Origin of the sequence: Pseudodonghicola flavimaris, from assembly GCF_030164425.1 — a bacterium.
Taxonomy (GTDB): Bacteria; Pseudomonadota; Alphaproteobacteria; order Rhodobacterales; family Rhodobacteraceae; genus Pseudodonghicola; species Pseudodonghicola flavimaris.
Window position 1 is genome coordinate 1 of record NZ_JASNJD010000036.1, and the last position, 23690, is coordinate 23690.

The 23690-nt window shown below is 62.3% G+C and carries 28 protein-coding genes; 6 read left to right on the forward strand and 22 right to left on the reverse strand.

Annotated features, from left to right (window positions below):
* Positions 1–263: 263 nt before the first annotated feature.
* Positions 264–785, reverse strand: coding sequence for a hypothetical protein (locus tag QO033_RS24530; RefSeq protein WP_284483371.1), 522 nt, complete (start codon positions 783–785; stop codon positions 264–266).
* Positions 786–1315: 530 nt separating this feature from the next.
* On the opposite strand from QO033_RS24530, the gene QO033_RS24535 reads away from it, so the two are divergent.
* From QO033_RS24535 to QO033_RS24550, 4 genes are all read left to right on the forward strand, one after another.
* Positions 1316–1522 (forward strand): hypothetical protein, encoded by a 207-nt coding sequence (locus QO033_RS24535; protein WP_028093953.1) that lies wholly within the window; start codon positions 1316–1318, stop codon positions 1520–1522.
* Between the two features lie 567 nt (positions 1523–2089).
* Entirely contained in the window at positions 2090–2683 is a 594-nt protein-coding gene (locus tag QO033_RS24540) for a hypothetical protein (protein ID WP_043753561.1), read from the forward strand.
* Positions 2670–4997, forward strand: coding sequence for a relaxase/mobilization nuclease domain-containing protein (locus tag QO033_RS24545; protein WP_204114550.1), 2328 nt, complete (start codon positions 2670–2672; stop codon positions 4995–4997). The genes QO033_RS24540 and QO033_RS24545 overlap by 14 nt, the downstream gene beginning before the upstream one ends.
* A gap of 8 nt (positions 4998–5005) precedes the next feature.
* A complete protein-coding gene (locus QO033_RS24550; RefSeq protein ID WP_204115152.1) occupies positions 5006–7021 on the forward strand; it encodes a type IV secretory system conjugative DNA transfer family protein in 2016 nt (671 codons plus the stop codon).
* A gap of 70 nt (positions 7022–7091) precedes the next feature.
* On the opposite strand, the gene QO033_RS24555 is transcribed toward QO033_RS24550, so the two are convergent.
* From QO033_RS24555 to QO033_RS24635, 17 genes are all read right to left on the reverse strand, one after another.
* Positions 7092–7655: a hypothetical protein gene (locus QO033_RS24555; protein WP_048534205.1), complete on the reverse strand. Its 564-nt coding sequence runs from the start codon at positions 7653–7655 to the stop codon at positions 7092–7094.
* Positions 7648–7917, reverse strand: a complete 270-nt coding sequence (locus QO033_RS24560) for a hypothetical protein (RefSeq protein ID WP_035366649.1) — start codon at positions 7915–7917, stop codon at positions 7648–7650. Before QO033_RS24560 ends, QO033_RS24555 begins: the two co-directional genes overlap by 8 nt.
* 313 nt (positions 7918–8230) lie before the next feature.
* The gene (locus tag QO033_RS24565; protein ID WP_028093950.1) at positions 8231–9310 is read right to left on the reverse strand and encodes a type IV secretion system protein; all 1080 of its coding nucleotides are present in this window, start codon (positions 9308–9310) and stop codon (positions 8231–8233) included.
* Positions 9311–9316: 6 nt separating this feature from the next.
* Positions 9317–9715 carry a hypothetical protein gene (locus QO033_RS24570; protein ID WP_028093949.1) on the reverse strand — a complete coding sequence of 133 codons (399 nt, stop codon included), beginning with the start codon at positions 9713–9715 and terminating at the stop codon, positions 9317–9319.
* Positions 9712–9906: a DUF4177 domain-containing protein gene (locus tag QO033_RS24575; RefSeq protein WP_028093948.1), complete on the reverse strand. Its 195-nt coding sequence runs from the start codon at positions 9904–9906 to the stop codon at positions 9712–9714. The genes QO033_RS24570 and QO033_RS24575 overlap by 4 nt, the downstream gene beginning before the upstream one ends.
* Entirely contained in the window at positions 9893–10891 is a 999-nt protein-coding gene (locus tag QO033_RS24580; protein ID WP_028093947.1) for an ATPase, T2SS/T4P/T4SS family, read from the reverse strand. Before QO033_RS24580 ends, QO033_RS24575 begins: the two co-directional genes overlap by 14 nt.
* 1 nt (position 10892) lies before the next feature.
* A complete protein-coding gene (locus QO033_RS24585; protein WP_028093946.1) occupies positions 10893–12275 on the reverse strand; it encodes a TrbI/VirB10 family protein in 1383 nt (460 codons plus the stop codon).
* Positions 12272–12940 (reverse strand): TrbG/VirB9 family P-type conjugative transfer protein, encoded by a 669-nt coding sequence (locus tag QO033_RS24590; RefSeq protein ID WP_035366665.1) that lies wholly within the window; start codon positions 12938–12940, stop codon positions 12272–12274. The genes QO033_RS24585 and QO033_RS24590 overlap by 4 nt, the downstream gene beginning before the upstream one ends.
* A gap of 123 nt (positions 12941–13063) precedes the next feature.
* The gene (locus QO033_RS24595) at positions 13064–13720 is read right to left on the reverse strand and encodes a virB8 family protein (protein ID WP_121066915.1); all 657 of its coding nucleotides are present in this window, start codon (positions 13718–13720) and stop codon (positions 13064–13066) included.
* A gap of 10 nt (positions 13721–13730) precedes the next feature.
* On the reverse strand, positions 13731–14558 hold the full coding sequence (locus QO033_RS24600; protein WP_229861760.1) for a type IV secretion system protein: 828 nt from the start codon (positions 14556–14558) through the stop codon (positions 13731–13733).
* On the reverse strand, positions 14558–15691 hold the full coding sequence (locus tag QO033_RS24605; RefSeq protein WP_407682148.1) for a lytic transglycosylase domain-containing protein: 1134 nt from the start codon (positions 15689–15691) through the stop codon (positions 14558–14560). Before QO033_RS24605 ends, QO033_RS24600 begins: the two co-directional genes overlap by 1 nt.
* Positions 15692–15701: 10 nt before the next feature.
* A complete protein-coding gene (locus QO033_RS24610; protein ID WP_185959040.1) occupies positions 15702–15869 on the reverse strand; it encodes a hypothetical protein in 168 nt (55 codons plus the stop codon).
* A complete protein-coding gene (locus tag QO033_RS24615) occupies positions 15866–18241 on the reverse strand; it encodes a VirB4 family type IV secretion/conjugal transfer ATPase (RefSeq protein ID WP_043753576.1) in 2376 nt (791 codons plus the stop codon). Before QO033_RS24615 ends, QO033_RS24610 begins: the two co-directional genes overlap by 4 nt.
* Complete coding sequence (locus QO033_RS24620) at positions 18231–18509, reverse strand: type IV secretion system protein VirB3 (RefSeq protein WP_028093940.1); 279 nt, start codon at positions 18507–18509, stop codon at positions 18231–18233. The genes QO033_RS24615 and QO033_RS24620 overlap by 11 nt, the downstream gene beginning before the upstream one ends.
* Positions 18510–18521: 12 nt before the next feature.
* Positions 18522–18812, reverse strand: coding sequence for a TrbC/VirB2 family protein (locus QO033_RS24625; RefSeq protein ID WP_009803468.1), 291 nt, complete (start codon positions 18810–18812; stop codon positions 18522–18524).
* Entirely contained in the window at positions 18809–19429 is a 621-nt protein-coding gene (locus QO033_RS24630; RefSeq protein ID WP_028093939.1) for a lytic transglycosylase domain-containing protein, read from the reverse strand. Before QO033_RS24630 ends, QO033_RS24625 begins: the two co-directional genes overlap by 4 nt.
* 43 nt (positions 19430–19472) lie before the next feature.
* Positions 19473–19829, reverse strand: a complete 357-nt coding sequence (locus QO033_RS24635; RefSeq protein WP_028093938.1) for a hypothetical protein — start codon at positions 19827–19829, stop codon at positions 19473–19475.
* A gap of 201 nt (positions 19830–20030) precedes the next feature.
* On the opposite strand from QO033_RS24635, the gene QO033_RS24640 reads away from it, so the two are divergent.
* Positions 20031–20294, forward strand: a complete 264-nt coding sequence (locus tag QO033_RS24640) for a hypothetical protein (protein WP_202076281.1) — start codon at positions 20031–20033, stop codon at positions 20292–20294.
* 156 nt (positions 20295–20450) lie between these two features.
* Positions 20451–20708 carry a helix-turn-helix domain-containing protein gene (locus QO033_RS24645; RefSeq protein ID WP_043753586.1) on the forward strand — a complete coding sequence of 86 codons (258 nt, stop codon included), beginning with the start codon at positions 20451–20453 and terminating at the stop codon, positions 20706–20708.
* Between the two features lie 140 nt (positions 20709–20848).
* On the opposite strand, the gene QO033_RS24650 is transcribed toward QO033_RS24645, so the two are convergent.
* From QO033_RS24650 to QO033_RS24665, 4 genes are all read right to left on the reverse strand, one after another.
* Positions 20849–21595, reverse strand: coding sequence for a hypothetical protein (locus QO033_RS24650; protein ID WP_088626515.1), 747 nt, complete (start codon positions 21593–21595; stop codon positions 20849–20851).
* A 107-nt stretch (positions 21596–21702) separates the two neighbouring features.
* Positions 21703–21957: a hypothetical protein gene (locus QO033_RS24655; RefSeq protein WP_141102078.1), complete on the reverse strand. Its 255-nt coding sequence runs from the start codon at positions 21955–21957 to the stop codon at positions 21703–21705.
* A 208-nt stretch (positions 21958–22165) separates the two neighbouring features.
* Complete coding sequence (locus QO033_RS24660; protein WP_028288548.1) at positions 22166–22984, reverse strand: MBL fold metallo-hydrolase; 819 nt, start codon at positions 22982–22984, stop codon at positions 22166–22168.
* Between the two features lie 201 nt (positions 22985–23185).
* Positions 23186–23665, reverse strand: a complete 480-nt coding sequence (locus QO033_RS24665; protein ID WP_284483372.1) for a biotin transporter BioY — start codon at positions 23663–23665, stop codon at positions 23186–23188.
* Positions 23666–23690 lie beyond the last annotated feature (25 nt).

Below are 23690 nucleotides of genomic sequence, written 5' to 3' on the forward strand. Positions count from 1 at the left end.
ACACCCAGAACCTCACCCAACATAGCGCCTCCCGATAAGACACGTCGCTAAAGACGTCGTTATGCACGTGTCTTATCTCGGTCCGCCTCCATCAGGCAGGCGGCATCAATCGGGCGCTTACCGCAGACCGCAGGCAAAGACTCACAGAAATTCTCAAGACCCATCCTCAGTGGCATCATCTAGAACACCAACTTGCCGAGGTACTTGAAGATGTCGGCCCGAAAAACAAGCAAGGCCGACGGGAAGGACAAGTTCATTTCAGTCTATCTCGATCGGGTCTCGCGAATGGTTTCGACCACTATTTGAGTCACGGCTCTGAGTTTGATCAGCATGTCGTGCAGCGGTTGTTCGGCGATCAATCGGGCCTTCACCTGCTCCACTCGGAAACCGTTCCCATCATCGTACATGTCCGCATTGGTGGCGAAGAACTCGTGCGAGGTGCTCATCCGCACTTCAGCTATTCTGACATCACCGGCATGGGCGAAATTCCTGGGATTGCACGCGTCTTCCTGAACAGCTGGGCATTCAAGGTAGCGAACCCCAGCTTCGATATTGCCAAGCTGCGAACTGACTGTTGCATGATGCAACGGGTCGCCACTCCGCCCGAACGGATCATCGATTTGGAAAAGTTCGGCGAGTTGGACGCAAAATGAGTGTCGAGCAACAAGTCGATAAGATGATCTCGTCAGCCCCGCCAAACCGAGGCCCGGCTGGACAGCTCGCCCTTCCAACTGGACAAAATACTGCGGTCTGATCACACGATGATCCGTGACTGGTTCGGTCAAGACGGGCCCCTGCCGGCGGGGTTGCCCTCATGCGCGCCTGAAACCCCGCGATCCGGCCGTGCGGGTGCAGATCGCTGGGGCGGGCGCAGCGCATCGACTGCGCCGCCCGATGGCGGCGACCCGTCCGGGCGGGCAACGCTGCTGCCAGGCCCGCGGATGCATCACCTCCCCGGATCGCGAGACTGCGACGGGGAAGTCGAGTTTGAGGCAGACGATCGCGGTCGTGCCGATCGGGCTTGGGCGAACCATCCCGCCGCCGCGTTGGATGAGAGCGGCGCGGACATGGTCATGTCTGACATAACTCGACAGGACCGAAAACGGCTGAGGGGCGGGGTGCACATCCGGGTCTCCCCTCTTTGCTCATAGATGTGGATCGCACGGGGTCGGGCGGTCCGTGCCCTCCGCTCACGCTCCGGCAAACACAAATACGGTTTCCACGCGCGGGGCGCGCGGACCCTCCGCATTTGTGTTTGCGGACCTCCCTTGCCCCCCGTGCCGGGTGATCCCCATCGCAAAAAGGAGAGACCCAAATGACCAACCACTACGTCGCCACCGTTCCCGTCAAGTTCACCGACAACGAAGGTCAGGAGCGCACCCGCTTCCAGCGCGTCGGCGCGATGTTCCGCAACACCCGCAACGGGGACGGCTCGGAGTTCTTCAGCCTCAAGCTCGACTTCCCCGTCGCGGTCCAGGAGCTGGTGATGTTCCCGCCGAGCTCCAAGGAACCGCAGGAGTAATCCTCCCAGGAGGATGGGCCGCCCTAGAGGCGGCCCTTTCCCTGTCTCAGGGAAGGCTGCGCCAAGACCGGGGACCCCTGCTTTCGGCCGGTGTCCCCGATAAGGTGTCAGGACCGTGCACGGTCCTGACGGGGGATTTCAGAGATCGCCTGGAACAGGTCTGCCGGCCAGCCTCAAGGGGGCCATCCGGAATAACAGTCGGGCTGAAGCCCGCCGGTTTTTCCGGCAGAGATTTGGGCCAAGCCAAATCTGGCCGCCCTTGACCCTGTCCGTCAGCCCCGTCGGTGAAGAGATGCGCCGCCCCTCGCTTCCGTCCGAACACGGGTCCGTGTTCGGCCAGACCCTCGGGCGCGGGCATGACAACAGGTGGCCGAGGTGCGGTTGGAGATGGTCGGTGTTGCTGGGCCCTTCGGGCCGGGCCTCGCACCTGCGGTGCTCGGCTTGAAGCGGAATTCAAGGTCGCCTGGGGGCAATCTACAATAATATTGTATTGACCGCAACATATAGTTTCGTATGATGAGGGCGACCTTGAATGAAGGTGGCAGGAAATAGGGGGGCTTTCTTCGTATGAGCCGGACCAGGAGACTGACACAGACGGAGCGGGCGGAGATTATCCGTGAGGCCGGAGAAGGTGTGGGGACGTCTGAGCTCGCGGAGCGGTTCGGGGTCACGCCGCGGGCCATCCAGTACACGTTGAAGGCGGACGAAGATCGCCAGAAGGATGCGGCCGTGGCCACGGCCGCCGTGACCGTGAAACTGACCCCCGAAGAGCTTAGTGCGCTGGATGAGGTCCTGGCCGCGGCGGGGATCGAGACCCGCACGGAGGGGGTCCGGCGGCTGATCCAGGCGGCGGGGGGAACCTTCGTTCCGGACGCGCAGCTGGCGGCTGAGATGGCACGTTACCGGGCCTCCCTGCACGAGGTCGGTAACGGCGTCGTACAGGTCGCCAAGCAGATGATGAAAGCCAGCCGGGCGGGGCAGGGGGAAGGCTCCGCACCGAACGCAGAGTTGTCCGAACTGCGCCTCGCGCAGATGCGTGGTCTGGCGCGGTTCATCCTTGATTCCGCTGACGAGATCGATCTGCTGCTGCGCCGTCGTCGGGATGCCATGCAGCTCGCCGCCACTGCCGCTCTGAGGGAGTTTGCCCATGCGGCTGAATGATGCCGTCCATGACGTCACCGGTGAAATCTTCCGGGACGGTTGGAGCCGCATTCGGGGCTCGATGCAGGGGCTGCAGGCGTCCCGGCAGAGGCAGCTCGTGCGGGCCGCCGCCGGTCACCGTGCAGCGGTCTTCAAGGCGATCCGGGGCGGGGGCACGCATACCAAATCGCAGCTGATGAACCAGCTCGATTACCTGACGACGAAGTCCTCGCATCTCGTGGACAGCAGCGGCTTCCTGGACGGGAAGACGAAGCTCGAGGCATCCGAGATCAAGGACCTGACGGAGCGGTTCGCCAAGCGCTGGAGCGCGGGGTTCAAGCCCAAGCTCGGGCAGACGACGCATATGCTCATGTCCTACCCGATCGGCACCCGGGGCGAGGACGTGCGCGACATCACCGCCAATGTCGCGGAGCGGTTCTTTCAGTCCGACGAGGGGCATTTCGACTACATCATCGCAGTGCATGAGGATCGCGATCATCCCCACGCGCATATAGTATTGAACCGCCGGTCCCAGGAGGGCGAGTTCTTCTTCCTGGGTCGCGATCACAGGTTCAACTATGACGACTTCCGCCTCGCCATGGTCGAGGAGGCCGAGAAATTCGGCGTGCGTCTGGAGGCCACGCGGCGGCTCGACCGAGGTGTCGTGCACTACCCGCCGCGCACCCGCGAGGTCTATGCGGCCAAGGTTGAGGGGCGGGCCGCGGAACCACGGCCACGGGTCGGGGCAGACTTGGATCGCGCTCTCGAAGAGATCGCCAATACACGGATCATCTATCACTCGCTCGCAGCCGAGGCCTCCGCGGACAACCGCGAAGATATCGCCGATGCCCTGTTCCGGTCCGGAGAACTGCTGGCGAAGGGCGGCAAACTCACATCGGAAGGAGGGGTCTACATGGCTGAGGAGCAATCGTTCGACGACCTGAGGACCCGCTATGCCGATCAGGTCGCGCGCGTGCAGGGCATGATTGATGCGAAGCCGGAGGCCGAACGGCCGAGGCTCGAGCGCAGCCTCAACGAGATCCAGTCGCGGCTCGCGCATATGCAGCCCTTGGGGCTGCGCTCCGTGACACTGACCGAGAAGCCGTCCGACGGCGGGATCTATTCCGAGACCAATATCGATGCGGCCCGGCTCGACCGGTTGCGCGACCCCGAGGTGCGGGCGCATGTCGACACCGCGCTGCGCGGAACCGGGATCAGTTCGTCCGTGGTGGTCGCGCGGATGGAGACGGGCGCGCAGAACGCGGCGCTCGAGCGGCAATGGATCGCTGACGATCTGGCGCGGGTGGCCGAGAGGGACGGTCTCAACCTCGAGCGCCGCGCGGATCTGGAGACGGCGCGCGAGACCCTCAACCGGGCCCATGTCCAGCTCGGCGTCGCGCTGGAGCGGGCAGGGGTCTTGCGTGAGGACGGTGTCGTGGAAGATCGCACCGTGACGGAGAGGGTCCATTATCATCGGGACGCCACTGAGGACATGGAGCGCGCCATCCGCCAGGACATGCGTTCGGAAGGTCTGACCGAAGACCAGATCGAGGCGCGGGAGTCGGAGATCGTCTCCCGCGCGGAGCGGCGTATCGAAGAAGAGCAACGCAGGTACCTCGATGCGCATCCGGAACTCCTCGCGCGCCCCGGTGACGTGATCGACCGGTCCGTACCCTACCGGGAGCACATCACCGACGAGGATCGGGCCCGCGAGATCACCCGCGAAGTCGACCGGATCATGGAGGGTCGCGACGCGCGGACCCCCGTTGCGGAGGCCGTCACGGACGCGTTCCGCGCGCGCTATCCCGACATGCCGTCGCATCTTGCCCGCGGGCTTGGCGCGACCTATGCGGCCGTCACCGAACTGCGTGACACCGAGGCCATCGACCAGGTTCGCCGCGAAAACGAATTGCAGGAGGTGGCGCTCGACCTGCGCGACGGGCGGCTTTCGGACGTGCGCGAGGGGGACGCTGTCGAGGGCGCGCCGATTGCCGATCCGGACATCCGGCGGGTCGTCGACCATGAACGGGCCGGCAATCTGCATGGGCCGTTCCAGGATGACGGTCAGCGACTGGCCTATCGCGCCGCGGTCGAGCGCGAGCTGGACGCGGCGCAGATCGACCGGCTGCGGGACGGTGATGTCGACGTGCTGAAGACCCAGATCGAAGACCGTCTCGACCGGCTCTACGCCGCCAAGACCTACCTGCAGACGGATCCGGCCACCGCCAACAGCGAGGCGACCCGCGCCGTGGTCGAGGAGATCGCCGACCGCGAGTTCGAAATCCACCGCGCCGATCTTGTCGATGGTGAGACCGAGCGCGGGGAGACCCACTGATGGGAGGGATGGGGAAAGGCCGCCTCGCCCTCGGCGTGGTGCTGGTCACACTCGTCGCCATCGCGATCGGCTACGTCATCGCCTCGGCTGTCGTGACGTTCCGGGACCTGGGTTTCCAGGCCGAGATCGATTTCTTCTACATCGCGCAGAACTACCGGGCGATCGGTGCCGCCCGCCCCGATGATTTTCGCCTGATCAACCTGATCATGGGCGGGGCCGGGCTGGCGGGCCTCATGATGAGCCTGGCGATGTCGGGCTCGGCCCTCACCCGCTTCGGCTACACCCATTGGCAGACCCGCCGCGAGATGAAGCGGAACGGCTTCTTCGGCGCGCCCGGCACAGGTTTCGTGATCGGCAAGTTGGGCAAGCCCGGTTCCCGCGCGCCCTTTCTCTGCTCCCGGACCTTCCCACACGCGCTCATCGTGGCACCGACCGGGCGCGGCAAGACCACCGGCTTCGTCATCCCGAACCTGCTGACCTGGCAGGGATCGGCGGTCGTGCTGGACGTGAAGGGCGAATGCTTCGAGGCCTCGGCCCGCCACCGGGCGGCACAGGGCGACGAGGTGTTCCGGTTCGCGCCCACGGATTGGGAGGACCGGCGCACCCATCGCTACAATCCGCTCCTGCGCATCTACGAGTTCAAAGACCCGGCCCGCCAGCAGATGGAGCTGCAGCTCCTGGCCACGCTCTTCCTTCAGAACGACAACGACCGCGTGCAGGGCCTCCTGAAGGGCGGGATCGATCTCTTCGTCGCGGCCGGGCTACTCGCGTTCCAACGCCGCAGGCCGACGCTCGGGGAGATCTACCGCATCGCCGCCTCGGGCGGGCAGAAGCAGAAGGAGTATCTCGCGCGCGCCCATGAGGTCCAGAACGCCGCGGCGCGGCTGATATTCACGCGGCTGGCCTCGACCAACAACGACACGCTGACCTCCTATGTCTCGCTCCTGATGACCTCGGGCCTCGATCAGTGGCAGAACCCGGCGATCGACGATGCGACGGCGGTATCGGATTTTGACTTCCGGACGATCCGCAAGACACCCTTCAGCGTCTATCTCGTCGTGCAGCCCCTCATGGTGAAACCGCTGGCGCCGTTGATCCGACTGTTCTTCTCTGATCTTCTCTCCGCCCTGCAGGACAAGGAACCGGGCGCCGACGAGCCCTGGCCGGTCATGATCATGCTCGACGAGTTCAACCGGCTCGGAAAGATGCCGATCGTGGCCGAGAGCATCGAAGTGCTGCGCGCCTATCGCGGGCATCTCGCGGTGGTCACCCAGACCATCCCGGCCATCGACGAGATCTACGGCGAGAACACGCGGCGGGCGCTGCAGGGCAATGCAGGCATCAAGCTCTACCTCACGCCCTCGGACGAAAAGACCGTCGAGGAGTTGAGCAAGGCCGTGGGCAAGACCACCAAGACCGTGGTCACCCGTTCCCGCGCGGTCGGGAAGAACCCGTTCGAGGGTCGCAGCCAGTCTGAGCGGACGGAAGAAGTCGCGCTCCTGCCGGAAGACGAGGCGCGACGTCTGCCGCTTGATGAGATCGTGGTGGTCGTGGACGCGCAGATGCCGGTCCGGGCGAAGCGGGTCGTTTACTACGAGGATCCGTTCTTCAAGGGTATCCACTCGGCGCAGGAGGGGGATCTGCCGTTTCCGAAGGGGCCGGTCCCTCCGATGGGGGAATTGCCCCTGAGTGTCCGGGCGATGCCTTCAGCTCCGCGTGGGTCTGGTCTCACGGAACGCGATTTCGAGGCCAGGATGGGACTTACGAAAACCGAAGGAAATGCACCCATTGAGCCCGGCCCGGCTCAAGCGCTTCGGTGCGGTCGTGCCGCAGTCCTCGCGGACGATCAGCGGCAGTTCGAGATGGAGTTCGGGCGGCAGGCAGATCTCGAGGTGGAGGCTGCGACAGAAGACGACGTAGTCCGGGTGCAGGACGCCGTGAGTGATCTGGAGCGGCTGGAGGCGGAGATGTCCGGTTCGGAAGCAAAAGTCAGCGAGGCGGGCGAGAAATTCGGGCTTGGCTAAGCCGCCATGCGGGCGACACGAAAGCATGCCGCGATGGCGCCTTGTGCCCGCGCCCCGGAATCGACCATTGTCACGGGTGAAGAAAACCAGGATCGTCGCGCTCTGGTCGAGGGGCTCGCTCAATCGTCGCAGGGTCGATCTCACGCATCGTCAACTGGGCGTTCACCCTGCGGGCCGCGGGGCCCGCACGAAACCACTTCGCGGCGGAAGCCAGGTTAAAGCGCGGACGACGCTGCCCCTTCGCCGGCTTTGAGGCCTCCATCAGAACCTCGATCATTTCATCGATGCGGTAGAGGCCACCGGCAACGGGGAGGGGCATCTTGCGCTGCTGGAGCGCCTGTCGCTTCACCTCGAGCTTCTCGGCGACATCCGCGAGAGACACCAGGTCGGGACGGACCTCGCGCAGGACAGTGCCCTGCGGCAACGCCTTGATCAGCGCCCGCGCCGCTTCAAGGATCGCGCTCTCGGCCTCATCCCCTTCAAGTTCCAGTTCTACACCTAGGAGACCGGCGTGACCGGTGCCCACGAGCGCATCTTCAAAACCCGCCTCGAAGACCGCGTCAGAGAGCGCAAACGCATCGTGCTCTCCGTCGGGGAGCGCAAAGACCAGTTCGAATTCGAATTCTTCAGCCATCGGCATTACCTTCGTCGTTCTTCTGAAGCTTCACGCAGGCCAGAGCCTTCTGTCGGATCCTTTTCGCGAACTGCTGTGGATTCTTCGGGGTCGACCAGACAGACATCTGACAAAACTCGCCACAGCGGCAATCCTTATCGTTGGCCGGGCATCGGAGGATCCCCCACGCGTGCCCCTTGCCCTCAATAAGGTCCCATCCCAGCTCTTCGAGCTCCTGGATGACGGCCTCGATTTCCTTTGATGTGTGCTTCTTCCTTGGCACCTTAGATACTCCACTCTCTTAAATTGTCAAGTGACAAGTTAAAAATTCAACGAGAACATCGCGGCAATTTACTGCCCGCTACCGGCAATTTCCCAAAGGAAGCTTGCCGTCGAATGCTTTGATGTAAGAAGGGGATACAGGATAGACGTCCCAGACAGCAACACCGGCGCCGATGCCGTTCCACTTCACCCGGACATGGCATGATGGTGCCAAGGTAAATCCGTTCAGGCAGTTTGCCGCGAGCTCTGCTGAAGGCAAAGGTATAGGCTCGCAAAGAACATGTTCCCGCTGGTGAAGCCTTTGACGGTCAATGCTACCTTCGGCCCAGCCTGCTTAGGCGGGCCAACTGTGCCAGCATTCGCGCGCCTGAGCTGCCCGAACCAGTGTCAGGGTTCGTCGGAACGGTTTGGCTAACACCCGGCCTCTGCGGCATTGTCTGCACCCCGAAGAACTGCCGCGCACGCAGCGCAGCATATTCAGCGCCAGTCGCTCCTCCAATGAGATACCGATTATAAGCCTGCTGACTGCCGCCAAGCGCCCGACCGAACCCGTATGTACCGCCAAGGCCTGCTGATAGTGCTGGCATCATGATGTTCCCCGAGATCGCGCGGACAATGAACGGCGTCGCGATGATGAACCCCTTGGCCATGAGCACCATCATGAAAAATGGGATGAGGGCCCCGATGTTGGACGCGCCCTCAGGGTCGCCGAGCTCGCCGATCAATGCCGAACTGACGCCGGTGATTGTCGCGAAAACGCCTGCAACGACGATCGGATAGAGCGCGAAGGAGATCAGCGCCGAGAGCCAGCGCGCGAAATAGTCCTTGGTCACCTCGAAGAGGGTGAGGAAGATCATCACCGGCGCGATGCCTATCAGGAGTGCGATCATCAGCCGGGATGCCACGAGAATGAATGCGGCGAGCCCGCCCAGGATCGAGAGCAGGAGTACGCCAAGAACGTCAAGCAACGCCCCGGCCATCCAGTTCAGTTCAGAACCGGCCGCATTCAGGTATTCACCCAGTTCGGCGATCAGCCGGTCGAATTCCTCGGCGAAGGTCCCCGACGGTCCGGGCGTGCCGCCGCCGACCGAGGCGACAAGCGATCCGGCGATGCTGTCGATGCCGTTTAGGACAGCGGAGGAGAAGGCGTTAAACTGCACCCAATTTGTCGCGAAGACCCCTATGAGGCCGACTTTCACCGCGAGCCAGAACGCAGTGCGTCCATCCATGGAGCGGTACTGGTAGATCATGTTGACGCAGACCAGAATGACCACAAGCGTCGTTCCGAGAACCAGCATCGTGCCGACTGTCGCCGCCACCGCGCCGAACTGCGTCTCTGCGGCAGAATCCAGGTAGCCCTGGGAGGTCTCGACGAAGTAGGTGACGACGCTCATAATCTGCTACCAGTTGCCCTCGGCTTCGCAGATTGCCATCGCGTCAGGTCTCAACGCGTTGGCGCGCCGGTTGTAAGTGTCCGAGGCCTCCAGCATTTCCCATCGTTCGGCTGTGTTGAAACGCTCCCGAAACTCCGTTTCCGCCGCTTCCCAGGACGGGAAGCGTGTGTCGCAGGTGCAGGATCCGGTTTCGACGATACGTTCAAGGTTCTGAGCACGGTAAATGTCTTGCACCAGGACACGTCTGTAAGCCTCTCGCACGGTGATGTTCTGCATCCACTCAGGCTCAGCGGGCCGATCGATGCAGACATCCGACGTGCTGTCGAGAGAGGGGACGAAGTCGCGTTCGGCGGCAGCCGGAAACCCCACAACGGTGATCGAGATGCAAAGCAAGGCGTTTCTCATTTCGCGCCAGCTCCTTCGGCAATCTCGCGCTTCAGAAACGCGGTGTGGCCAAGATGCGCGAACTCTGACGAGCTGACCGATACGACTTCCCAGCCTTCTTTCCCACGTGCGTTCAGATCGTCCTGCATCGCGATCAGGCTGGTTTTCTTGTCCATCGGATAGGTGATGATCTGGTATTCAAACCGCTTCATGGGTCATGCCTCCGCTGAGATCGGTTCCGGGGAGATAGAATTCGGTGATGCCGCGTTGGCCGTCCTCGCGGCCCGCCTGGATGATCACGTCGATCGAGCTTTCGATGTATTGGACCATGTCCTGGTAGGTCATCGGGATCTCGGTCTTGAGCGCGGCGATGGCGAGACGCTGGACGGCGAGCTGCGGGGTTTCGGCATGGAGGGTTGTCATCGAACCGCCATGGCCGGTATTGATCGCCTCGAGGAAGGTCATGGCCTCCTTGCCGCGCACCTCTCCGAGGATGATCCGGTCGGGCCTCATGCGCAGCGTCGCGGTTAGAAGCACGTCGGCGGATTGGAACTCCGCATCGCGGTTGGCGATCAGGGTCACCGCGTTCGGCTGAGCGGGGAGAAGCTCTGCGGCTTCCTCGATGGTGACGATCCGTTCCTCATCGGGAACGTAGGAGAGGATTTTTCGAGCCGCGACTGTCTTACCGGTCGAGGTGCCGCCGGAGACGATCATGTTGAGCTTGTTCTCGACGCAGAAGCGGATGGCCGCGTAGATGTCACCGGCGGCAACGACCTCGCGCAGCGCGCGGTTTTTCTCCTGGCGCAGTTCCTCGAGCTTGCGCTCTTCGCCATAGAGGAAACGAAGCTCGATATGGTCCAGCGGTAGGCTCGAGAAGAACCGGAGCGAGATCGACATGCCCGAGAGCACCGCGGGCGGGGTTACGACTTGGGCACGGATGGGGCGGCCCCGATAGGTGATCGAGACCGAGACGATGGGCTTGTCCTTGCTCATAGTCGTGTTGGCTGAGGAGGCGATCTGGTTGCCGAGATCGCGCACCTCCGTGACCGTCAGACGCTGATCCAGTGCCCGCATGAAGTGATCCCCCTGGAACTCACCCCAGCAAGAGCCATCCGGGTTGATGCATATCTCGATCACGTCATCGCGGGCGGCGTCCTTCAGCTTATCGAGCGAGGTCTGGAGGTAGGAGAGCGTCATCTCAGAAAATCTCCAGATCCCGGTCGACCATGACGGTGACGCGTGCGCCCTGGTCGACGTAGATGACGGGACCGATGGAGAGATATTCACCGATCACACTGTCGGTGGCGTTGGCCAGGTCGTCGCCCACATCTTCAAGTACGTCCGCGGTGGTCTCATCCTCGACCTGGGCGGCGGCCACACTCGGGGCGGCGGAGATAATCGAAATCAGTGCGGCAGAGCCGAAACGCTCGTCGAAGCGCGTGTCCACGAAACCGGTGACGCCCGAGCGCCCGAGTTCGTCGCCGCCGAAGGAACTGATCTGAACGGTCTGGTTGTTGGGCAGGATGATCCGGTCCCAGGCGATGGTGACCCGGCGCTGCGCGATCTCGATGCCGGAACGAAAGCGTCCGATGAGGCGCGAGCCGCGCGGGATCAGGAGCCGTGAGCCGTCATAGCTGAAGACGTCTTCTGAGATGATGGCACGGGTCTGCCCAGGGAGCGAGCTGTCGAGTGCGGTCTCCATCACGGCCTGGATCATCGTGCCCTGGATGACGGTGTTCGAGGGATTTGCGATGACTTCGGCTTGTGTGATGGCGCTCGGCAACGCGCCGTTCAGCACGAAGTCTGTCACCTCGCCGAAGGTGCGCTCGGTAAGTTCTGTCTCGCCCGCATTGGCGCCGCCCGTTCCGCCGAAGGCGATGACGGGGGAGGAAATCCGCCGTTCCTGGAAGGCACGCTCCTCCTCGGCCCGGCGTTGCAGTTCGGCCAGCCGTCGCGCCTCTTCCTCGCGCCGCAGCCTCTCTTCTTCGCGGGCGCGCAACTCTTCGTCGGTGGGTCCGAGCGGGGCGGGCGTCGGCTTGTTGGCCTCCAACCGCGCGAGGTCCAGGTCCATACGCAGCTGTTGCAGCTCTCGATCTCGTGCGGCGAGTTCGGCCTGGAATTGTTCCTGAGCATTCTCGGAGGCGTCCTGTAGGTCGGCGATCCGTGCGGTCAGCGCATCGATCGCCTCGGCGGCCGCGCTGTCCGCCCCGGCGTCGGAGTCCGGCGCATCGCGCAGTTCTTCGATCTGGGCCTGGAGCGCGGCGATCTGCGCCAGAAGTTCGGCGTTGGGTTCTGGTTCGACGAGAACGATCTCGGGTTCCGGGGCGGGTGGTGGCACGAAGAGTTCGATCTCTCCGAACCCGTCACCCTCGGTTTGGAACTCGTCCGGGGTGGCCGTCGGCAGGGCGACCTCTTCCCCAGGGCCCGAGAATAGCAAGAGGACCAAGCCGCCCGCAAGGATGAGCCCTGCGAGGAGGAGGGCGAGGAGCGGCGAGCGGCGTTTCGGAGCGGGTCCGAGGCGCGGGTTGCCCCGTTCAAGCGCAGCGAGGCGCTGTTCGAGATCCGGGTTGTTGTCACTCATGAGGCGGCCTCCGCGGGCGGCGTCGCCTCGATACAGACCACGTCCTCGCCCAGACGCAGCACCCATTGGCGCCCCACGCCCGAGACACGGATCACACCGTCTTCGACCGGGCCTGTGTTCACCGTGCGCTCGCGCCCGTTCGTGTACCGGAAGATCGCCGGGACGGGTGCGTTCCGCGGGAAGGCGAAATAGGTGAAGGTGCCGTCGTCCCAGACCCGGGTCGGCGTGAACTCCGTCCGTGCGCTGGCCGCGTAATTGGTGTTCGGTGCGGCGCGCGCGATGGCGTTGGAAGGGCGGCGATTGTCCTCGGGGTAGCGAAACTGCACGACATAGAAGGTCGGGCTCGAGACCTCGTTCACATTAAAATAATAGCTCCGTCTGTTGGTGTAGACGGTCACGTTGGTATGGACGCCGCGGGCAACGGGTTTAATAGCAAAGGCCCGCCCGCCGGGCACACCGTCGATCTCGAAGCCTTCCGTGTCGCCGGCGATGATTGAGCGGATGCTCTCGCCTGTCCCGAACTCGATGGTCGTGACATGGGTCAGGGAAACGTTCAGCCTGTAGACCTGGCCTTCCTGGTAGGATGCGACCCGGACGCGGTGGTCGTTGGGTCCCCCGCGCGGGATCGCCTCGGCTGACGCGTAGGACGCAAACAGTGAGACCATCAAAAAGGTCGCGAGGAACGCCTTGGCGTGTCCGGCGTGTTTCGCATTGCAAAAAGCCTGGCGCCTCTCGCGCTTTTGGGACGCTGGCAAGGCGTTCCCTGATTTCTTGTTCCGGAAGCGCACTTACTGGTTCTCCAATCTGTCCGAGCGGATCGCGTATTCGACGACCGTGAAGCCAAACGGGTTGGTCCAGACCTGGTCGATGGAGCGGCTCTCTTCGGGGCGGAACTCGAAGAGGAGCGTCGCGGTGAAGAGGCCCGCTTGGACCCCCTGGATCGAGGTCAGGCGCTTGCGAAGCCGCACCGTGGCCCGGTTGTTGCCGATCAGGTTGATGCTGAGAATCTCGACATCGAGCCGTGCATTTGGCCCGTAGACTGACGGCGGATACTCTGCATTGGCCGAGTTCCAGATCTGGCGCAGTGAGGCCCCTGCTGCACGGTCCGAACGGCGCAACACGCTGCGGATGCGCACGTCATTGTCGAGCTGGTTGTAGACCTCGCGGTCCGTCACGTAGCGGAAGACCTCCGCCTCGATAATGGCGCGGTTCTCGGTGACGGTGGTGGCCCCGACGGTGGCTTCGGGGAGGGCGAAGCCGGTGGCGGGATCGTAAGGCACAACAACTGGGGGCGGATCGACATCGAGGATGGCCACGGCGGCCGCGCTGAGGCAGCCCAGGATGCCAAAGCCGAGGCCGATGAGTCCCAGGCGCTGCCAGAGCCGTTCCCGTCTCAGTGCGCCGTAGACCAGTTCCTCCTCGATGATGGCGGTTTCTTCGTCCAACAATCAGTCCTCAATCCGCGCTCAGTTCCGGAAGCGTGAACTCCATGAAGCGTTGTTCTTCGGCGATGGTGGCGGCATCGATCACGCCGCCGGTGCCATCTCCTACGGTCTGGATCGCTTCGAGCTGCCACATGGCGACGAGCGCGATGGCGAGCTCTGCCGTCACCCGCGTGTTGAGATCGACGCTCTCCTTGAGCTCATCCATGTCGTCGATGAGCCCGACGAGCCGGTCGACACGTTCGAGCGACTGCCCGGCATCCTCATAGCTGTTCTGGGCCGCGGCCGAGACCAGCGCGCCGGTCGTGGCCTGTGTCGCCACGCGCACGGCCCCGGGATTGCCGCTGCGGGCCATTTCCGAGAGCGTGTCCTCGTCGAAGCCGAGATCGGCCAGCACCCGGTCCATCTGGGTTTCGATCTCGACGGCGCCGGATCCGGTGAGCCCGGAAAAATCCCCCGTCTTGATGGCTTGAATCGTGGCGATGATGTCGCCGAACTCCTGGTCCAGGAGACCGTTTAGTTCGTCTTCCATCTGTGTCCGGATGATCTCGGGCAACTCTGCGAGACGCGTTAACGCCTCATACGTTCGTTGTAGCTCGGCGAGCTGCTCCGTGAGCGTGGCAAGCTGTTCGCGGAGCTGCACGAGTTGCTCGTTTTGCAGGATCTCGTCCTCGATCATCTGCCGGAGCTGCTGGATGTTTTGGGCGATGTTCTGGGTGTCCACGACCGGCACGCCCTGGGCCAGGGCGGGGGCACTGGTCACGAAAGGCGAGCAAAGCGCCAAGACGCTGGCCAGGGTCAACGCGCGAAATGGTGCTGAAATGAACATTCTGCGGGCCATCAATCCAGATCCTCCAATGTGAACTCCATGAATTCGTTCTCGACCATGCGGGCCGCGGCCTGGGCCAATTGGGCCGCACTGAGCGGTTGGGTCCGTGCGGCTTTCAGGCGAATGCGCGCGGCCATCAGCCGGACCAGTTCGGCGCGGGCATAGGTGTTGAGCGCCATGCTCTCCTGGATGTCCTGGGTCGCGCCGATCATGGTGACGATGTCCTGGACGCGCAGGGCGGCCTGCCGGATGGCGGCGGGGGAATTGCTGCCGTAGAAGGCGGCGCCGAACCCGCTGAACGAGAGATTGGCGTTGGTGAGAAGCGCGGGGTCGATCGTGCCGAGCGCTTCGATGCCGCCGATCCGCGCGAGGTAGAGATTGTAGCGTTCGGGGATGACCCTGATGTAGTGCTGGGTCTCCTTGAAGGGCGGTACACCGCCATATTCGAACACACGGCCAGGCCCGGCGTTATAGGCCGCGAGCGCGTTGACGACGTTGCCGTCGAAGGTGGTGAGCTGGGCCGCGAGGTAGCGCGCGCCGCCCTCGACCTGCAGGTAGGGGCTGTCATAATATTCCGGGTTGATCCCGAGATCGCTTGCGGTGCCCGGCATGATTTGGGTGAGGCCGAAAGCGCCCACGGGCGAGCGTGCGCCGATGGAGAAGCGGCTCTCCTGCCAGATGAGCGCCTGCAGGAGGGCGCGCCATTGCACGACGGAAAGACCGGCCCGCCCGACCCCGGGCCGCCCGTGGGTCTCCTGGGCGACCCGGATGATCAGCTGCTCGATGTTTTCTGCCGCATCCCCGAACATACCCGCGCCGCCGGGGTTGGGATCGACATCGCCGGAGCCGTAGACCGCCGCTGCGGATCGGTCCGGATCGCCGCCGCCGCCCTCGAAGTCTGCGACCATACCCGGCAGCCCCTGGCCGCCGAAGCTCGTCTGCGCGTCGAGGATGGCGCGCAGCGTGGCGAGCTGTTCCCGTTCGATCTCGGTCAGCAACTCTTCGACGGTGAGTTTCTCACGCTGGACGGCGAGGTCAGCGTCCCGGTCGCCCGTCTCGACGATATCGCGGGCCGTCAGCCCGGAATCGTTGGTGGGAACGCCCTGGCCGAGCGCGGCTGCCGGCAGGAGAGCCGCAAGGAGGATATGTGCGACCCTAGGCCTCAACGCTGTCGTCCGGGTTTCCGATGGGTGTGAAAATGCAATCCGGCTCGGCGCGGTCGAGCGAGGCGCGGAAAGCGAAACAGTTGGCCTTGGGTTCGCGATATTCGGCGCAGGAAGAGAGAACGCCGAGCGCGGCGAGGAGGATAAGGGGTCGGATCATGAGAGCCTCCAGAAATCAGGACGGTCGCGGTAGTCGGGGCCGACGAGGGCCTCGCCCTTTTCCATGCCGCCGAGGATGGTGAGGAGGGGGCCGAGGGCGGAGAGGTCGGCATCGACCACCACCGAGCCACCGTCGTCACGGATGAGCGCGAGGCGGCTGTCGCTGCCGGTGTTCAGGAGCACGTCGAGTTCCTTCTCGAAGAGGTTCAGCATCGCGTAATCCGAGGCGTGCGCCCGGATGTTGGGGAGCAGGATCTGGGTTGGCACCGCCTCGACGATGGTCTTGCCGGTCCGCGTGCGTTCGAGCTGGCTCGCATATTGCGTCATCATCACCGCGACCGTGTTCTGTTTCCGGGCGGTCACCAGCCAGTTCGAGAGCCGTTCGGCAAAGTATGGGTTGTCGAGCGCCTTCCATGCCTCGTCGATCACGATGATGGTGGGACGCCGGTCCTCGATCTCTCGCTCAATCCGGCGGAAAAGATAGGAGAGCACCGCCATGCGCTCCTTCTCGCTTTCGCTGTCGAGAATGCCGGTCAGGTCGAACCCCACGACGTCGCCATCAAGCGAGAAAGTGTCCTCCAGGCTTTGGCCGAAAATCCAGCCGTATCGCCCATCCTCGGTCCATTCGAGAAGCCGCTGGTGAAGATCGCCATTGTCGTCGGTCGAGACAAAGAGCGAGGCGAAGTCCTTCCAGTTCCGCAAGGCCGGGTTGGTGGCTGTGGAGTTCTGGCGGACCACCTCCTTGATGCGGTTCGTTTGCGCCGGGGTCAGGGGCTTGTCGGAGCGGTAGAGCAAGGAGGCGAGCCAATCCGAAAGCCAGGCCGTGCCGCGCTCATCGATCTCGGTCCAGAGCGGGTTGAGGCCGGTCGCCTGTCCCGCCTTGATCGAGGCGTAGCGCCCGCCATTGGCGCGGACGGCCATTTCCATCCCGAGCCGGTAGTCGAAAACGAAGATGCGCGCGCCGACCCGCCGGGCTTGCGTCATGAGGAAGGCCGAGAGGACGGACTTGCCGGAACCGGGGCGGCCTAGAATGAGGGTGTGGCCGCTGGTGGGCTCCGTCTCGGGGCTGCCCTGCTCGTGGTAGGAGAACCGGTAGGCGCTCTGCTCCGGGGTCGGGAAGAGTGTAATCTCCTGGCCCCAGGGAAGCTGGTGTTTTTCCTTGCCGAGTTGCGTCCGGTGAAGTGCTGCGAAGTCCGCAAAGTTGCGGTTGGTGACGGCACTGGCGCGGACCCGTTTTGGCTGGTTGCCCGGATGCTGGCTGAAGTAGTGAGATTTCGCGGCCATCCGCTCGCCGATCATCTTCACGCCCTCGGCGGCCGCGGCGTTCACGATCTCGGCTCCGAGGGACTGCAACTCGTCAAGACTGTCACTGAAGACCGTCACGACCATGTGGTGCTCACCGAAGCTTTGGCGTTTGGCCTCAAGATCGTCGTGCGCGATGTCGAGCGCCTCGAGGAGCGAAAGAGCGGCATCCTGAGAGGCCTGCATTTGACGCTTCTGGCGTTTGATCCGGCCCGCCATCAGGTTTGAATTGATCGGCGTGAAGGAATGCGTGACGATCATGTCGACCGGCAGGTTCAGCATGTCGAACATCGTGCAGGTCGTTCCTTCGGCATATTCGCCGATGGTGAAGCTCTTGCCGAAGCGATGGCCGACAACGCCATTGGAAAGCTCGAAGTGATCTTCGAGAAACGTCACGCGAGTGTTGGCAATGTTGTAAGCCAGAAACCCGTAGCGGTTGGCGGGGTAAAGCGGCAACTCGCGGCCCGTGTTGAGCGCGCCGAGGAATCCAACCAACTCGCCAGAAGCTGCTGAAAGGATGCGGGGCTTGAGTTCCGCCAGGCCGGAGGTGAAGACCCCGACCGCCTCGTTGAGGCGCCTGATCCGTTTCGCGGTCTCCGCCTTAAAGCGTTCCGGTGCGGAACGGTTCACGAAACCAAGAAAACTACTGGGCGTCGGGCGGTGGATGATTGTGAGTGTGAGGGTCTTGTCCCGGAGACCTGCCGAGGCCAGCTTTGCGCGCCAGGCATCATCCACGGCGTGAGCGAAGCCGTCCCCCTTGACCGGGAGCAGGTCCGGCGTGATCGACTTCGAGACCTTGTGCACGTAGTAGCTGAACTCGGGGCCCAGCTGCGCGATGATCCGGGCAAAGAGCGCCGTCACCTTGTCGAGATAGGCGTCGTCCGTGGTGTAGCTGTTCACCCCGCTCAGGCGGATGCATTGGAAGAGTTCGTTGACCCGGGTGCGGACTGTCTGATCATCGACGAGGCTGACATAGGGCAGCATGTGCGCGAGGCGTTTCTCGCGGGCATACCAGGCCGGCATGAGGGTGCGTTCATCGACGGTCTCGTCCAGGGCTTCACTATGGCGCATAGCTATCGCCCCCGTGGATGGACCGGTTCCGCGTCGGCGGCGTCTCCTGCATCGCCGTCATCATCACGTCGATGAAACGCGGATCCCAGTCAGCCGCTTTCCAGAGAACCGGATAGAGCACCGCCGTGATGCCCAGGACAACCAGGTGCTGCACCCAGACGAAGAGCAGCACAGAGCCGAAGAGCCAGACCATGGCATACATGATCGGCAGGCCGAGGAGCTTGGGCGGGCGTACGAGGCCCAGAAAGAGCGGCGATCGTTCGGCCACGTTCGCCTCCTCTCACGACCCGAAGACGGCGGCAACGATGGTCGGCGCGGCCGCAACACCCGCGATGCCCACCAGCACCCAGAGGGCTTGGCGCAGATCGATGATGTTGAAGAACCAGCTGAGGAACACGCCGAGGACCGCGAGGGTGGCGATGACGACTCCAAGCGGTCCGGTCAGCGCGTCCACGATGCCCTGAAGCAAGCTCTGAATCGGTGAGAGGTCGATGCTCTGGGCCAGGGCCGGTTCTGCCGCAACGATGAGGAGAGCGGCAAGGGTGATCAGGGATTTCGTCAATGGCTTCATGGGGACGCTCCTTCCAGCCGGTTGAAGACGGCCAGCACCCGCTGGACGTGGTTTTGGGTTTCTCGAAACGGTGGAATGCCGGAATGCTCGCGCACGGCGTCGGGTCCGGCATTGTAGGCGGCGAGCGCGAGTCGCGCGTCGCCAAACTCGGCCAACATCAGGGCGAGGTAACGCGCGGAGCCGTCGAGGTTCTGTTTCCAATCATGGGGGTCGACGGCAAGAGCGCGGGCTGTATCGGGCATCAACTGCCCGAGCCCGACCGCCCCGACATGGGAGACGGCGTGCGGATTGTACGCACTCTCGATCTCGATATTGGCGCGATAGAGGTGGAGCCAGTCCGTGACGGTGATATCGGCTGCACGGAGCCCAGGGTGGCTCGCATAGCGCAGTCCGGTCTCCTCGATCGCGGCGAGGATATCCGGGCGTGGTGTGAGCGCGCGAGGGATCATCGCCGCGACGCGCACCCCTTCACGTCGCTCAGTGCGGCGCTCCTCGCCCAAGATGCGCAAACCGTCCGAAGCCGAGCCAACGCCAACCCCGTCATTGTAGTTGCGCGCGAACCGCTCCTGGGCGCGCGACGGCGAAAGAGAACCGTCCCCCGCCATCACCAGGACCATGTCTGCCGATGCCGGGAGGCCCAGGTAGGAAAGGAAAAGGGCGCTAAGCCCGGCTGGCAGCCATCTCTTCGCTGGAGAGTTTGTGAACCGTCCGCTTGCCCTCTTCCAGAGGCACGTCGGCGTGCGAGAAACCGATCCCTTGCAGGAAGGAGATGACCCCGGTGACGGTCTTGATCTCGCGGATCTTGATGTCGTTGCGCGAGGTTCGGGTCCGGGCCGTGACCAGAAGTTTCTCGATCCCATCGTCGCTGACAGCGCGCATGATCCAGACCCCATGCCAGTTGGGGCCTTTCTTGAAGGCGTCTTCCTTGCAGACAACTTCGACGCGATAGCCGCTGGCGACCAGATCGCGGAATCTGGGTTCGGTGACCACATTCGGGGCTTCTTTTTCTAGGTCCATCACCCGGATCACGTTCTCCAATAGGGCGAATGACCAGGCTTCAGGTGTTGAAGTCCAGGCATACGATGATATAGTATTGGCGCACAAGATAAACTTTTGATGCGACAAGCGGATTGTTGCTCAATTGACGAATAGACGGTTCCCATGCATTTGATCAAGAAAATAAGGGGCTTGGACGCCTTCAGGTTGTGCGTGTCGATCATGGCACAAGCTATACTTCTGGTCGCGTGCCTGGCAGGCGAAGTCTCCGCCGCGTCCTGTTTGCCGCCGCCCAGGCCGTTCGTGCCAAGCGATTCTCAAGCCGCGCGGGACTATGTCGATCTCATCCGCAGCGACTTTGAGATCTACATGCGGGACATCCAGAGCTACTTTCGGTGCCTTGAGGTTGAGCGCGCGCGGGCGTTCGAAGAGGCGCGCGAGGTGAGCCAGGACTACGGACGCTTCCTGGAATTGATGGACGAGTGAATTGGCCGCGACCTTTTCGAAGGGCCGCCGTCTTGTGAAATCTGGCCGTATCGGCGGCGTGCAGTTCGGAGTCTCTATCATCATGTAAACGCCCACTATCCACTTTTTAGATAATCTATAAAGTAGATTAGCCCTGTCACAAGAGGTTTGTGACACGTGGCGAAAACGATCAGGAGTTCGGGACATGAGGCACTTCGCGACGCTTTGATTGCGGCGCGGAAGGCGGCTGGCTTAACGCAGGCCGAGCTCGCTTTACGTCTCAGATGCCACCAGTCCTTCGTCGCTCGTCTGGAGAGCGGAGAGCGTAGGGTCGACGTAGTTGAGTTGATCGTACTCGCGCGTGCTCTGCAGATCGATGCGGTTACGCTACTGGCAGCGGCCGAGGCGGCGACGGAACTCGATCACCGGATTTAAGACGAGGCGAAGGGCTGTCGCCTCGGATGGTATGACGAAATCAAGCCTCGGTGGGACCGAAGGGCAATGATAACAGCGGATTGTTATGGGACGCTGCGATCCACGGTCTCTAATGCAGGTTTGGTGCAGAGGACAACGTCTTAGTAGTTCACCTGCTCGAACCCGTAATTGCCCTCATAGTCTCGCCAGTCGACGAACACCGAGCGGTGATAGATGGAGGGGCAATGATCGCCCCAACGTTCCAAGCCGACATGCGCCTCGGGCAACGCGGCGACGGACGAACGAGACCAGTAAAAATCGCCCTGGATTCCATAGGAACCGAGAAGGACTGTTTCGAAACGGCTGCAATCGCTGTCGCGGGATTCGTGTTGGCGCGCATACCGAACATCGAAGACACGGATCGAGCGGATGAAGTTGAACTCCGGTCCACTGATGTCGATGTCGGCTCGGTCCTGGATCAGATGTAACGCAAACCCGTCAGGGTGAGGTAGTGGCTCGACGCCTTTCGACCGCACGACGGCAGGCAAGAGGGCGCCAGCTTTTTCGGGGTCAGATTCCGCGAGGTTCTGGGGCAGGGTAGAAGCGTTGGAGAAGAGGATGTCAATGACACGCCGAGTGCGACCGGGGTCGTCTACAGGTTCGAAGGAGGCCCCCATGGGGCAACGCCAGATCTGGAGGGGAGGCTCGACAGGCCATGGCGTGATCCGTCGTATGAACTCTGCACGTGCCCGCGAACAGGGCTCTGATGCCGGCCAGCCGCCGGAGAGGCAGAGCAGGATGGCGCAATCGATCGGGTAGGTCTGCGCCGACGCGCTGTTTCCACCTCCGCTCAGCGAGGCCGTTCCCGCGACGACAGCGAGAAAAAAATTACGAAGGAAATTGCGCATATCCAAGAGCTCGATTGACTGTGATGCAGAATCTGAGGATTACGATAATATACTATCGTCGAGCGGTCAAATTCGAATTTTTGTAACTGTCTTGGAGCGCCTTGATGCTAAAGCAGATCGGCTGAGCCCCTGAGCGACAGCTCCTCCAAAAGGTCAGTAACCTCATCGGTGGTGACAGTCTTTGCATTCGCAATCGTGTTCCGGCTTAACGGGGGATCGATATGGTGTGCCGTACGTTTGGGATCGAGCCAGAGGATGGACAGTTCTGACGTATTCCAGCGATAGACCCAACCAACGGTTCGATCACTGCGACCGTCAACAAGCCGCGCGACCGGAACCGCTTCTTCCTTTTCGATGCTCACCGGTTCGTGTCCGCCTTTTCTGCTTCGGTTCTTCAGTCCTATTCGGCTGGGACGTTCCCGTGATCTGATCTCGGTTGAACTTATTCCTGGCTCGTTAAAAAGGGGCGACACCGACCGCGTCGGTGCCGCCAGAGGTTCGCCCACAGGGAGGTGGTAGAGGGCGAAACCTATTGAAAATAGGGGAATTTCATGTTGCGCATAATCCTTCTTATGTTAATTTCCAGACCCCGCCATCTTGTACCACCCGCGACTCAGACAACAGCTTCTCCAGATGCGCCGCAACGTTTCGTCCTGCGGCCATTGCGATTTGTGGGTCGGTTTTCTTGTAGACGGAAGCGGCGATATTCTGGACCGAATCCGGGGTGTTTGAGAGGTGGGCGAGGATCTCCGCCTCGCGACGCATGCGGTTGGAAAGCAACCGTTTGACGTAAGGTTGCGGATCCCGGAGTATAGGTCCGTGCCCCGGAAAGTAGATCCTATCGTCGCGCTCAATCAGCCGCTGTAGCTGCGCGCAGTAGTCGTGCATGTTTCCGTCAGGGGGGCTGACGATCGAACTGTTCCAACTCATAACGTGGTCGCCCGTGAAGAGCACTCCGTCAGGTCTCGCGAAACAAAGGTGGTCGCTCGCGTGACCAGGTGTGTGCAGGACGGTAAGACCGGCAATGACCTGTCCGTCCTCCAGAAACCGGTCAGGTCGAAATGCATCGTCAGGGAATGCCCGTGAGGCATAAACAGGTGCGTCTGTCCGTGCTCGCAGGGCTGGGACGACTCCAAAATGATCAGAATGGTGGTGTGTGAGCAGAATCCCAGATGGTTTGGCCCCCAAATTTTCGATGATTGCCCCGAAATGTGTACTGTCTTCTGCTGGGCCGGGGTCGATTATGAACCGACCATCAGGCGTATCAATGATGTAGCTATTTGTCCCGTGGTAGGTCATCTTTCCGGGATTGTTCGCGACGATCCTCAGAATTCCAGGGGCCAATTCGACTCCCTTCGCGCGGCAAGGCTCCGGCTCTGAGAAAAACATGCTGCTTCTTTTCATTGTGTGCGACCAGGTATTGATTGCGAACAATTTGGTTCGCACAGTTTTGCGCATTGCTCTCGCATGGCGCCGGAAACCTCAGGCTGGCGTCCGATGCCTGTCAAATCCGGCATCGGACTATTTCAACTTACATTGGACCAGGCCCGTATGAGACTGAAACAGTCTGATACAGTCTTGGGCTGGCAGTCACACAGCGCGGCGATTATGGTAAGCAGTATACAGAACTACAGCAATTGTCGCCTTCGTCAGATCCCCGAGAAGGAACGGGTAAAGACCGGCGTTCAGCAACTTTTCGCCATAGCCGACAAAGCCACCCAACCAGAGCAGCCCTGCGCAATACATGACTATCGAACCCAAAAAGACCGCGACAGATGCTCTGAACGCAGGCCGAAGTCCTTGCAGTGCTTGAACAATCCACCCGGCGGCGGCCGCCGCAAGTGCGAAGCCTACCAAGTATCCGCCTGTGGGACCCGCAATATACGCCGGTCCGGCCAGAGCCGGAGGCGTGCCTGCGAAGACCGGCAGGCCAAGCAGACCTTCAAAAAGGTAGGTCACAACAACAAGACTACTGTAAGCGGTGTCTGAGCGGCACGTTGTCTGCGCCGGCGCGGACTGCGAGGTGATACCCATCTCAAGATGGGAGTGCGTTTCGCAATGGATGCTCAGACTGCGTTTCTCAGATCGCTGGGAG

What these genes read in the sequence shown, in the direction of transcription:
- QO033_RS24535 (WP_028093953.1), top strand. Translation starts at nt 1,316, where the DNA reads ATGACCAACCACTACGTCGCCACCGTTCCCGTCAAGTTCACCGACAAC.
- QO033_RS24540 (WP_043753561.1), top strand. Translation starts at nt 2,090, where the DNA reads ATGAGCCGGACCAGGAGACTGACACAGACGGAGCGGGCGGAGATTATC.
- QO033_RS24545 (WP_204114550.1), top strand. Translation starts at nt 2,670, where the DNA reads ATGCGGCTGAATGATGCCGTCCATGACGTCACCGGTGAAATCTTCCGG.
- QO033_RS24550 (WP_204115152.1), top strand. Translation starts at nt 5,006, where the DNA reads ATGGGGAAAGGCCGCCTCGCCCTCGGCGTGGTGCTGGTCACACTCGTC.
- QO033_RS24555 (WP_048534205.1), bottom strand. Translation starts at nt 7,655, where the DNA reads ATGGCTGAAGAATTCGAATTCGAACTGGTCTTTGCGCTCCCCGACGGA.
- QO033_RS24565 (WP_028093950.1), bottom strand. Translation starts at nt 9,310, where the DNA reads ATGAGCGTCGTCACCTACTTCGTCGAGACCTCCCAGGGCTACCTGGAT.
- QO033_RS24570 (WP_028093949.1), bottom strand. Translation starts at nt 9,715, where the DNA reads ATGAGAAACGCCTTGCTTTGCATCTCGATCACCGTTGTGGGGTTTCCG.
- QO033_RS24575 (WP_028093948.1), bottom strand. Translation starts at nt 9,906, where the DNA reads ATGAAGCGGTTTGAATACCAGATCATCACCTATCCGATGGACAAGAAA.
- QO033_RS24580 (WP_028093947.1), bottom strand. Translation starts at nt 10,891, where the DNA reads ATGACGCTCTCCTACCTCCAGACCTCGCTCGATAAGCTGAAGGACGCC.
- QO033_RS24585 (WP_028093946.1), bottom strand. Translation starts at nt 12,275, where the DNA reads ATGAGTGACAACAACCCGGATCTCGAACAGCGCCTCGCTGCGCTTGAA.
- QO033_RS24590 (WP_035366665.1), bottom strand. Translation starts at nt 12,940, where the DNA reads ATGGTCTCACTGTTTGCGTCCTACGCGTCAGCCGAGGCGATCCCGCGC.
- QO033_RS24600 (WP_229861760.1), bottom strand. Translation starts at nt 14,558, where the DNA reads ATGGCCCGCAGAATGTTCATTTCAGCACCATTTCGCGCGTTGACCCTG.
- QO033_RS24610 (WP_185959040.1), bottom strand. Translation starts at nt 15,869, where the DNA reads ATGATCCGACCCCTTATCCTCCTCGCCGCGCTCGGCGTTCTCTCTTCC.
- QO033_RS24615 (WP_043753576.1), bottom strand. Translation starts at nt 18,241, where the DNA reads ATGCGCCATAGTGAAGCCCTGGACGAGACCGTCGATGAACGCACCCTC.
- QO033_RS24625 (WP_009803468.1), bottom strand. Translation starts at nt 18,812, where the DNA reads ATGAAGCCATTGACGAAATCCCTGATCACCCTTGCCGCTCTCCTCATC.
- QO033_RS24630 (WP_028093939.1), bottom strand. Translation starts at nt 19,429, where the DNA reads ATGGTCCTGGTGATGGCGGGGGACGGTTCTCTTTCGCCGTCGCGCGCC.
- QO033_RS24635 (WP_028093938.1), bottom strand. Translation starts at nt 19,829, where the DNA reads ATGGACCTAGAAAAAGAAGCCCCGAATGTGGTCACCGAACCCAGATTC.
- QO033_RS24640 (WP_202076281.1), top strand. Translation starts at nt 20,031, where the DNA reads ATGGCACAAGCTATACTTCTGGTCGCGTGCCTGGCAGGCGAAGTCTCC.
- QO033_RS24650 (WP_088626515.1), bottom strand. Translation starts at nt 21,595, where the DNA reads ATGCGCAATTTCCTTCGTAATTTTTTTCTCGCTGTCGTCGCGGGAACG.
- QO033_RS24660 (WP_028288548.1), bottom strand. Translation starts at nt 22,984, where the DNA reads ATGTTTTTCTCAGAGCCGGAGCCTTGCCGCGCGAAGGGAGTCGAATTG.